The organism is Endozoicomonas sp. ONNA1, assembly GCF_024606325.1.
Lineage (GTDB): Bacteria > Pseudomonadota > Gammaproteobacteria > Pseudomonadales > Endozoicomonadaceae > Endozoicomonas_A.
Genome location: NZ_JAHHPN010000409.1, coordinates 1 through 9110, shown reverse-complemented (window position 1 = coordinate 9110; position 9110 = coordinate 1). Strand labels below are relative to the sequence as shown.

The 9110-nt window shown below is 46.7% G+C and carries 7 protein-coding genes; 1 reads left to right on the top strand and 6 read right to left on the bottom strand.

What is annotated here, in order from left to right; translation table 11 throughout:
• A partial coding sequence (locus tag KDK19_RS09295; protein WP_257291808.1) for a hypothetical protein occupies positions 1 to 3044 on the top strand: 3044 nt, incomplete at its 5' end.
• 100 nt (positions 3045 to 3144) lie between these two features.
• Here the strand turns inward: KDK19_RS09295 and KDK19_RS09290 are convergent.
• From KDK19_RS09290 to KDK19_RS09265, 6 genes are all read right to left on the bottom strand, one after another.
• Positions 3145 to 3780, bottom strand: coding sequence for a hypothetical protein (locus KDK19_RS09290; RefSeq protein ID WP_257254435.1), 636 nt, complete (start codon positions 3778 to 3780; stop codon positions 3145 to 3147).
• A gap of 9 nt (positions 3781 to 3789) precedes the next feature.
• Entirely contained in the window at positions 3790 to 4791 is a 1002-nt protein-coding gene (locus KDK19_RS09285; protein WP_257254434.1) for a 5'/3'-nucleotidase SurE, read from the bottom strand.
• Between the two features lie 103 nt (positions 4792 to 4894).
• Positions 4895 to 5926 carry a hypothetical protein gene (locus tag KDK19_RS09280; protein ID WP_257254433.1) on the bottom strand — a complete coding sequence of 344 codons (1032 nt, stop codon included), beginning with the start codon at positions 5924 to 5926 and terminating at the stop codon, positions 4895 to 4897.
• A gap of 19 nt (positions 5927 to 5945) precedes the next feature.
• A complete protein-coding gene (locus tag KDK19_RS09275) occupies positions 5946 to 6794 on the bottom strand; it encodes a phosphate/phosphite/phosphonate ABC transporter substrate-binding protein (RefSeq protein ID WP_257254432.1) in 849 nt (282 codons plus the stop codon).
• Between the two features lie 263 nt (positions 6795 to 7057).
• Positions 7058 to 7966, bottom strand: coding sequence for a 3'-5' exonuclease (locus KDK19_RS09270; protein WP_257254431.1), 909 nt, complete (start codon positions 7964 to 7966; stop codon positions 7058 to 7060).
• Between the two features lie 166 nt (positions 7967 to 8132).
• The coding region (locus tag KDK19_RS09265; RefSeq protein ID WP_257291807.1) for a serpin family protein at positions 8133 to 9110 on the bottom strand (978 nt) is incomplete at its 5' end.

Below are 9110 nucleotides of genomic sequence, written 5' to 3'. Positions count from 1 at the left end.
TCCAGCGAAGAGATCAGCGGCATTCGCAAGCGTGTGATCCAAACTTACCAAGGGCTGTCTTTAAGGTTTTGAGTGACCAGGTTCGCTCACTTGAGGATGAGTTGCGTCAGAAGACTTTAATGATTCAAGCTAAAGGTGAGGAAGCTCATGAACTGGATAGAAAAGTTCAGGAGCTTACACGACAGGCTGAACACAATGAAAAGCAAATGATTCAGGCGCTGACTGAGCAGGACAGAATGAGAGGTGTTGATAAATTAGTCAGTACTTTAAAGGCAGATTTATCCAAAGCCCACCGTCATATAAGTATCTTTCAGAAAGCCATTGATAAACTCAATGATCAAAAAGCTAGAGACGCCGAACGTGCTGACCAACTGAATTTCAAACTAAACCAGCTCACTGCCCAGTTACGGGATCAGCAAAAGACGGAGGGGCCAGTTTCCGGACCGGGACCTGAAAACATTCGATTGCAGACAGAGTTGCAAAGTCCAGAAGCCAGCTTCAGATCAGCACCAGACGTTCTGGAGACTCTGACAGCGTTGCAGCATAAAAACGATCAGTTAGAAACGCTGACAAAAAAACAGACGGAAGATTTGAATAAAATCAGGGATGAGCGAGATCAGGCCCGTGCAAGGGCATTGGTTGTTGAAGGGCAGTTAAAAAGCCACTGTGCAGAAATGACGAAAGTCATGGATGAGACAAAGAACGCCGAAAAAGGTTTGAACCTCTTGAAAACTCAGATTGAACAGCTGCAATCCCAACTGGATGGAGAGCGAAAGCGCAGTGGCAAGTTGCAGGCCGACAAACTTTCTTCTGACACTGAGGTGCGTCGTCTTAGAGCCCAATTCGCCAGTCAAGTCTCTGATGAAAGAATCCAGGCCAGTCATGCCAATATCCAGCTTTATAAGGAGCTGGAAGAGAAGAAGGCGGAGTACGAGAAAGAAACAGCTCATTACCGCGAGCTGTCGACCCAGTTTAAGTCTCTCGATCTTGCTATGAAAAAGAAGAGTGAAAAAGCGTCCGGGTATTTTGAAAAAAGCCAAAGACTGGAGCAGGCACTCAGACTGGGTGAAGAGCGTTTAACCGAGCTTGAATCTCAAAAAACTCAATTGGAAAAACAGTTAAAGGATACCCAAACCCGGCTAAAAGGTTCTAACGGTCGTATTTCAGCGCTGGAAGTTTGGTTGAATCAGCAGAAGACAGAACTTGAACAACTGAGAGTCACGGGAACTGAACTGAAAGCCAGCAAAGAGAAGCTCAACCAGGTTCAGACTGATCTGCGACAGACCCGGTCGCTGTTGAAAAAGACGGCTATGGCAGAGCAAAGCGCAAGGGAAGCGCTGCAGAAGAAAGAGGGTGAAGTGAGAGCCTGGGTGACTGAATCCAGGCAGTGGAATACCGCCAAGGCAACTCTGGAAGGGCAGGTTGAAACGCTGCAAGCTGGATTGCGCAGACACATGGAAGATAAGCATAAAGCGGACAAGGAACTCGCCGAACAGGTCAAGAGCTTAGAGGTTATGGCAAAGAAGCTGTTGGCAGCAGAAACAAAAATGAAACTGGCTTCCAGTCAGCCTCAGTCAGACCAGAGTTCACAGAGGCAGCACATAGAGTCGCTGACCGCTCAGGTCACTGAACTGAAGCTTCACAAAAAGAAAGCTGAAGATGCGCTGCAGTCATCCGAAGCAAGATTCAGGAAGGACTATAGCCAGTCTGAGGATAGAGTGAGTGAACTGACACAGCAGCTTATTGCCGTGAAAGCAAAACTGAGCAACGTGTCCGAAGCGGAACAGAGAGCGATCAGTGAAGCGGCTCAAGCCAAGTCAGGCTATAAAAAGTTTGAGAGTGAGTCTGTTCGTCTGGGACAACAGGTAGACACGCTCTCTGAAGAGGTCCGCCAACTTACGGATGAGAAGAAAAAGGCCAAAATGCAAATTGAGAAAGAGCGGCTTGAGCTGAGAAGTGAGGTAGCCATGCTGAGGGAGAAAGCCTCAAAAGCCGATACCATTGAGCAGGAGCTGAAGCTTAAGCACAAGGAGATCTCTGATCAAAAGGCTCAGCTTTCCCGGGCGGAGAGAGAACGCAGGACTCAGCTTGAACAGCTCAGGCAGGATTTGGACGAGTCCCGGCAAAAGTTTCATGAAGAAGAGGCGGCTAAATTAGTGTTTCAATTAGACTACAATGCTGCCAAAAGCCAACTGGAGCTGTTGCAGCAACAACACGCTGAGGCCATGGCTGAAATTGACAGGTTGAAAGCTTTGTCCGAAAACAGCGGGCAGGCTCCAAGGCTTGGCCCTGGTTTTGATTTCCGGGAGTCAGGCGTTGAGTTTGACGATGAAGGAGCCTATGTCAGTCTCAGTACCGCCACACATCAACCCAATTCTTTAACTCAGCTTGTTTCTACGATCGATGAAACAAGTTTGACCGATCTTCAGGCTCATGGTCCTCGAGGTGTCTCTCGCTTTGAATATCAGGATCTTATGAGGAAAAAGAATGAGTTGGAACAGCAAATCTCAGAGCTCAGGGAAGCACTCAGAATGGCTCAAGATCATGAGAAAGAGCATAAAATGCGAGCCCGTCAGGCCGCCTTGGAAGTGGGAGAAATCAGGAAGCAACTGACAGAGCTTAAGGCCGAAAATGAGCAATTTGCACATATGGCAAGTGACCGGGAAGAAGAGGAGAAAAAGTGGCGTGAAGAGGTCAGGAAACTGACCAAAGCAAAGGCACAGATTGAGCTTGATACACAGGCTGAGCTGGACGAAGCCCGTGAATTTGCTGAAAAAGCCGGGCGTCGAAATGCTGAGCTTGGAACAGAAGCGAGGCACTTGAGGAGCAAGTTGGAGGATCTGGAGTTTCGCCTGGAAAGAGACATGCCAGCTGTCATGCAGGAGAATCAGGACCTGAGCCAGCAGAATGAAGTACTCAGGACGGCATTTCTTGATTTGGTAGGTGTATTCAGAGAGAAACTGTCTGAAGCGGATCCGGATCAGCAAGCGCTTGAAGACAGGCTTTTGAAGATGCAGGCGATTTTATTGCCGCCGCAGCAGTAAAGCGTTGCCTTGTTGGGTCAAAAAGCCATCGAAAATTAAAGCCGCCCAAACAGGGTTGTATGGGCGGCTTTTTTTGAAGTGGTTGACGGGTAAATGTCGTCTAACCTTTAAACCAGTAACCCGCAAGCAAAGGACTGGTCGATGTCACCTTAAGTGTGTCACCAGTCGCCTCAAGAGTTTCTGGCTCGATCATCGCTATTTCGTCTTGATTAAAGCAGAAGCCAGCGTCGAATTTGATTTCATTGGGTCCCATTTTTTGTCCATACTGCATGCAGTCTGGCAGCTCAAAATAGACCTGCTCTCCAGATTGAACAATGGTCAAGGTGGCACCAGCAGAATTACTGTATGTGCCGCTCACATTTTCAATTGCGATCCAGTCATCCGGGCTGTGCATTCTGAGTTCAAACGAGTCTCCATCAAACTCGCAACGGTATACATCACCGAGCTGACACTGAATATTACCTTGATTGAAGCTCAGGCTACTCGTTTGTTCGTTATAGTCACCTGTGTAAACGGTAGACGACTCATCAGCTTCAGTTACAGTGAGATAGAATGCACCTTCGTTTACAGTGAGCCCGAGATGTACCGGCTCCTGGTCGACCAGCTGGCTGCCCACATATTGACCTTGATATTCGGACACAAAGTCGCTCTGACTCATAGTCGAGTTGTCGTCCGTGCCATCGTTACAGCCTGCCAGAACGGTGGCGGCAGCACTTAGCAGTAAAAGCTTTTTCATGCTGCCTCCTTAAAACAATTCGTTGAGCATGTAGCGAACCCACTCAGACTTGGCAACAGAACCTTGGACATTGGCTTGAATAGCGCTGATGGTGACATAACCCTGGCCGACAGCAATGCCCTCACTGTTTTCAGACTGATCAGCGTACTCAGCGTCAGAATCCATGCTGATACCTGCTTTGTCCTTATACATTTCTTTGGCGATGGACATGGCTTCATCCATGGTGAGGCTTGGATCATTTTCTATCAATTCGATTGCCACATAACCCATGAGCATGTCACTTGATGACAAGTCGTCAGTGAACTTGACGATCATGTTGTCGTGGCCCGCATTCCAGCCTACTTGGGTGTGTTTGAAACCGCGGTGATTGGCAGGATCTTCAGGAATGTTGACATTGAGGCCCGTGAATTTTGGCAGTATTGGTGCCCCATCTTTTGTCTGGGGAACCAGCTTATCAAGCAGTTCTATGACAATGTTAGCAACATGAGGCGCTTTGTCTGCCTCACCGTCATAAGCGCTGACGGCGATGGCAGGAATACCACGTGCGATAGCTGCGTTTGTTGCCCCCAGGGTGCCGGACATGTTGGTTGAAAAGCCAACATTGTTGCCTTCATTGGGGCCGGAAATAACGAGGTCAGGCTGTTTACCCCAGCGTTCGTTAGCATACACATCAATACCGTAAAGCGCAGCCATGGCCGGCGTACCTTCGACATAGTCTTCAAATGCAACGCTAGTGTCTGTGTCACCGACACAGACCTGGTCTTTATCGATTTGCGTGCGATCAACCGAGACCGACTTCATAAAGTGGACAGCACCACCTTTACCACTTTGCCCCGTGCATGGTGCCGACATGATGACGTCATGACCTGCCGCCTTGAGAGCAGCATGTAGCGTCTGAATATTGGTTGTCGACCAGCTGTCATCGTTGGTCAAAAGAATATTCATTGCGTTTGCTTGGGCACTAACCCCTAAACCGATGGCCAATGCCAACGCAGCAAATCTGGTGTTCATAGTTTATCCCTTTGTGTGCTTGAAAGTTGATAACCAAGCTAGAAGGGATTGATGACGGTTATGTTAAAACAAGCTTTCTAAGCTTTTAGAGATATCTTTAAATTTAACTGATTGTTTTTATTAAAAAATTATCATCCATGAGTGCGTGTTGATAGCGCCCGGTTTTTTGGTCTCTGCTTTTTACGAACAAGTACGCTTGGGCCAAGTCGCCAAAGTGCGCCCTCATTTCTTCTTTAATTTTGTTCCGGTTTTGATCAAGCGTTCTGGCTTTCAGACCGTGTTGCTCTAGTTCATTGATTGCTCGCGCATGCCCCCTGTAAGAACGCATGATCTGTGCTAACTCGTGTCCTTTATCTGTATCGGGTCTGGTACTGCAAGGATTGATATAAGCAGGCAGGCCATCCAGGCTACGCTTGGCGTACCAGTAGTAATAGAAAAATGGGGTCTTAGACATTTCGAGAGTATTGTCACCAATACTGACAGTGTGTTTGGAAAGGTTGAGCGCGGCTTTAGTCACAGAAGAAACATGAGGTGATGCCGGCTCAGTGTTTTTCGTAAGCACGCCACTCACCTCACTACTATCTGCTGTTATTTCGTGCTCCGAGCTAATAGGTTTATTCTCTGGTACTGCATTGGTTGCCGATTTTATCTGGGCCGGTCTGCCTGTTCGGTGCAATTGGAGATAGAAAACGAGCCCTGCAAGAGCACTAAGCGTTGCCATCAGCAACAGGGCTATCTCAGAATGAACGACAGAAATCTGCCAATCCAGACTAAAGGCCTGCTTATTTAAATAGAATGATAAATCTGAGTCTTGTGGTGAGGATTTTGGAGTTAGAGATATCTCTAAAACCTCAATATCACTGAACATCGAGATATTGGCCAGCGATATTATATTTGCGCTCTCTATCCATGCTTTCAATGTCATTGCACTGCGTTTTAAAAGTTCCTCCTTATCGTAACTATTTACCAGGGCGGCGTTGAGTGCGTCGGGTAAATACTCTTCAAGAGCAGACTGTATGACATAATTAAGTGCTAGCTCGTTAGCATGGCATAGCAATGTGAATATCAGGCAGGTGATGACCAGTGACAGTGCACATGAGCGGTATTGATTTGGCGTGGCGTGATAGGTGTTCATAGTCGTAAATAGTGTGCTGCTATGAGCAGGCATCCGTTGCCATAGTAGTTTTGATTAGCAGATTACCCATGACAGGAGACTGTTGGTGCCTCTCGAGTAAAGATTGACTGGCTTCACATCTAAGTGCTTGACTCAATGCTCTGGACAGGTACCAGCTTCCCGCAGAAGGAATGGTTTTCAGTTCAAAACGCTGCTCAGGTGGCCAGTCGGTCAGTTCAGGCTCAATACCGATAGCGGGAATAAAATCGACTTGGTTTTTGACAAATGCTTCAACCAGATCGGCTCGATGATTGAACCACTTTGTTTCACTATCATTAAGGACAACGCCGCGTTTTTTGAGCTCGATTTCAGGTACGAGAAAACCTGACTGGCTTCGCTTATCGTCCAGTAATCCAATATTGCGTTTATATAGTGTTGCTGAAGATAGTTGATAAATGGGTATGTGGCCGTACAGATAGATGGTGTAGGCTGGCAGCACTAAGGTCTCTTGATAGAGAGACTGCGTGTCCGGAGCCAGACCATTGAGTACTCGAGGTCGGCTGAATAGGAGATCAAAATGTTGGGATAAGAGATCATCAGGCGTAAGATGCTCCCTGGGCTTCCAAGATAATTCAACCCGAGCGTAGTCGCTTCCCGTTAACACCGATTCACAGAATAAAGCCGCCATAGCTTCTGCTTGCCAATCTGAAGGGGTATAAATGCGAAATGTCTTGTCACCTTTAGATACATCAACCTGACAGCTCAGCTGGTTGAGATTGATTCGGTCTGTCTGCAAAACAGAAAAGGGTAGCAGAAGTAATGTGCCTGATAACAATGAGGCAACGAAGAAGCTCCATTGAGTCGCACGAAAAAGGGTATTCCTGTGCATAGTTCTCCCTTGAGTGTCAGGAAAGACTACACGACAAATGTTACGTTTGAATGACTGGGAATCAGGCGCCAGGCCCGAGCCCCCCCATGCACGATCTCTATTGAGCTGTCTGCTTATCCTTTCAAAGGCTGGTGTGGACTGCGAGCGACTCAGACCATGGAGGGGCTGTTGGAGCGAAATTTGCCGTCTTGTTGTCATGAGGTGGCCGGTAAAAATGCTTTATCTCAGATGACCGGATTTTGCGAGGTTTTGCGACACCCTCTTTAGCGCGGGGGGATGTCAACAGGTTCAGTGGTTGCGGCCATGGTTTTCAATATGCCTAGTGTCATACGGCAGTCTGCCAGGGCCCTATGAGCCTGCCCCTCAACTTTCACTCCCATATAGTCTGCTGCTGCAGTTAGTTTCTGATACTGCCAATCTTCCTGGTAGTGATTCCATTGGCCGTAGTAGGCAGCGAAAAGTTTCATAACGCACCCTATCCTTGAGCACTGAGAGTCGAAACGATCAAGGCCAGAGCTTTGCAGGATAACTCTCTTGTCGTAGTCAGCGTTATACATTAACAGTGTTCTGTCTTTTATAACTTTAAGGAAGTCGTCATGGATTTCGGCCCATGCAGGGGCATTCTCTACCATTTCATTAGTGATGCCATGAATATCAATGGCTTCCCGGGGGATTGGTTTTGCAGGTTTTACCAGGGTGTCCAGTAGTATCTTTCCGGAACTGTCAATTATGCTGATCTCTACAACTTCGGCGTTCTTATTCAGGCCAGTGGTTTCAGTGTCGAGGTAGATGGGGTCATAACTCAGCCACTGCCTTGCAAGCCGTGCATATTTATGGCGATTATGAGCGAGTTCTTTAGAGATAATCGTGTCAGCACTTTTAATCACCTTGCAACGTTGAGATTCTATGTCTGAGTCATCAGTTAGTGGCCTTTTCTGTACTTTGGAACTATTCTCACAACCCCTGTGATTAGCGTCATCTGTCTCAGAAGACGTATTAACAATGCGATCTGCGATGAAAGTAGCAGATGCCTGGTTATATTGTTGTGCTGTCAATTTTGGCTGAGGATAAACGGCCTCAACACCGGAGCCCGAAGAATCCCCATCACTATTATCTTGTGTAAGGGTGTAAGTCGTTCCAACGTGACCAATGCCAGTCTTTGGTATATCCATACATAAAGAACTCCTTAATTCGTTTTAATTGAAATCCGTTCTCGAATTTCATTTTTTTCCTCAACTGGATACCCTGTACATCCAGTGCGGGGAGGAGTGTTAACTTGCTCGCCAGAGCAAGCTCCTGCCGGATGGCAAGACATTCAATGGCCTTCTGTTTTTGTCTTTAAGGTTCACCTTGAAACTCAAAAAAGCTGCCATCCTTTATCATCATCTCAAGCAAGCGATTACCTTGTCTGTCCACAATAGCAATGTAGCCAGGGCAGTCAAAGTGAAAGTAACACCCTTTGGACATGCCCCTTAGCCTTCTTGTTGCGGCAGTGGCAACTGTACCATGAGCGCCTTCTTCATCAACAGATAAAGAGACCTTCTGAAGTATTTCCAGCTGCTGACCTCCCGGTTTGCCTAATCTTGATAAATCTTCAGCCTTTATTATGTCGGTTCCAAATGTCTGAGAAATTTTGTCGAGTAAGTGAGTATCACAACTATCCGTCATTTTTATTTTGGGCAGCTTTAGATCCAGCTTCACTTCACGATAGTTTAATCTTTCAATCAGATGGTCAATTGTTTCATAATCAAGTTTGTCGATCGCCGTCGGATTTTCTGAATCAGCTGGTGTTATTGCGACTAATTTAAGATCTTCACCATTCGCAGACCGGAATTTTTTGCCAATGGCACCAAAATCTTTGTTATGAACAAATTGAAGTATTTCAGTTGAACACATCATAATGACGTTTTTAATAATGCTTCCATTTGCGCAAAGAAATCTGCCGGGGACCGTTCTGTGTTTAGGCATTTCGTGCTCCCAGATACCCCGGAACTCCATCACATTCGCTATAACCGCTGTAATTCTGTCTCGTTCTCCTTGAGAAAGACCACCAAACAACGATTTAATTTTTCCCCGGGTTTTCTCATTGACGTAAGCATCTGTGACATCGGCCAGCCAACGGCCTTGACAATCCAGCTTTTCGGTTTGATAACATTCAGACAGTATTTCATTAAGCTGCTCATTATTGAGGGTATTGGCAAAAGCTAATAAGTTAGCGCAAGAGATTGCCTGTTCTTCATCCGGATGCTCACCATAAGCGTGTTTTACGCTGAATTCACCGAGTTTTTTATGGATTTCAATCTCCAGCTCATCCGT